This window comes from Protofrankia sp. CiP1_Cm_nod2, from assembly GCF_920664355.1.
Lineage (GTDB): Bacteria > Actinomycetota > Actinomycetes > Frankiales > Frankiaceae > Protofrankia.
This window is the reverse complement of record NZ_CAKKTL010000016.1, coordinates 3174-4477: the sequence shown is the minus strand read 5'-3', so window position 1 is coordinate 4477 and position 1304 is coordinate 3174. Positions and strand designations below refer to the sequence as shown.

The following is a 1304-nucleotide window of genomic DNA, read 5'->3' as shown; positions in this document are numbered from 1 at the left end:
CCGTCGTTCCCTGGCGTCGTTCCCTGGCGTCATCCACTGCCGCCGTCCGTCACCTCGCGGCTCTCGCGGGCCGCACGCCGGCGTTCGGCGGCGACCACCCGCAGACCGGCGCCGGCCACTCCCGCGACAAGCGTCAACGAGATCACCACCAGCAGGCCGTGCACGTGCCGGCCGGGTGCCGGCCAGATCGCGGCGACCACCGTCACGACCACGGCGGCGGCCAGGCCGACGGACACGACGAACGGCGCGGACCCGCGGCCTGTGACAGTGACGCTCTTCATGGACACTCCTCGCAGACGCTCCCCACGGCTCCACGTCCCGCCCGCGCCACCGGCGTCGGATGGGTCCGGGTTCCATGATTGTTGTGATTCTGATGCTGTCCCGGCAGCATCAGAATCACAACGCAACAGCGTTGCCGACTTGCCGACTTGCCGCGTTGCCGCGTTGCCGCGGGACGGTGAAGACGCGCGGGCCGGTGTCAGTCGACCCACTGGCCCTGGGTGAAGGCGACGGCGAAGGCCGCCATCACCGGGGCCGACAGCCAGATGTACACCGGGCGCACCCATGGCCGGCGCGTCACGACGCGTCCGAGCAGCAGGTAGACCGGGAATGCCACCAGCATCGTCCGGATGCCCGAGGCGTAGTAGTTCGAGCAGCTCATCAGCAGCGTGGCGCCGCCGACGAAGGTGGCCTCGCCGAAACGGGCCGAGCGCAGGAGCGCCACGGTCACCACGACCCCGACGACGACCGCGGCCACCTCGCCGCGCCAGAACCAGGTGAAGGCCGACGACTGGGACGTGTCGAAGGCCGAGCGCCAGCTCGCCCGCCAACCCTCCCACGGCCAGTCGACCCACCGGTGCCAGCCGTCCCGCATGGCCTGCGTGTAGGCGTCCCAGTGGCCGGTGCGCGTCCGCAGGTAGGTGACGAAGGCGAGGACGGGCAGTGGCGGCAGGGCGAGCGCGAGCCCCGCCGGCGCGAACACCGGCAGTCCCGCGCGCCGCCGGCTGACCACGTACTGGACGGCCAGCGCCAGGCAGAAGGGGATACCGGTGACCCGGGTGGACGCGGCGCCCGCGCCGAGCAGACCCGCCAGCCACCAGCGCTGCCGGCGCGCCGCGAGCCAGGACGTGGTGGCGAAACCGAGAAAGACCGCCTCGGAGTACGCGGCGCACAGGAACACCGCGTACGGGAACAGCACGACGGCGACGACCGCGAAATCCGCGCCCCGCCGGTCAGGCCCGCCCCGCCCGTCCGGTGCCGACCACCCACCCGGCGCGTCCTGCACGCTCGGTGCGCTGTTTCGT

The 1304-nt window shown here is 72.5% G+C and carries 1 protein-coding gene and 1 pseudogene; both read right to left on the bottom strand.

The features are described from left to right. Nucleotides 1–29: 29 nt before the first annotated feature. Entirely contained in the window at nucleotides 30–281 is a 252-nt protein-coding gene (locus tag NBW84_RS03125; protein ID WP_250281514.1) for a hypothetical protein, read from the bottom strand. A gap of 197 nt (nucleotides 282–478) precedes the next feature. Continuing rightward, nucleotides 479–1304 (bottom strand): annotated as a pseudogene (locus NBW84_RS03120) (hypothetical protein); the annotation flags it as partial.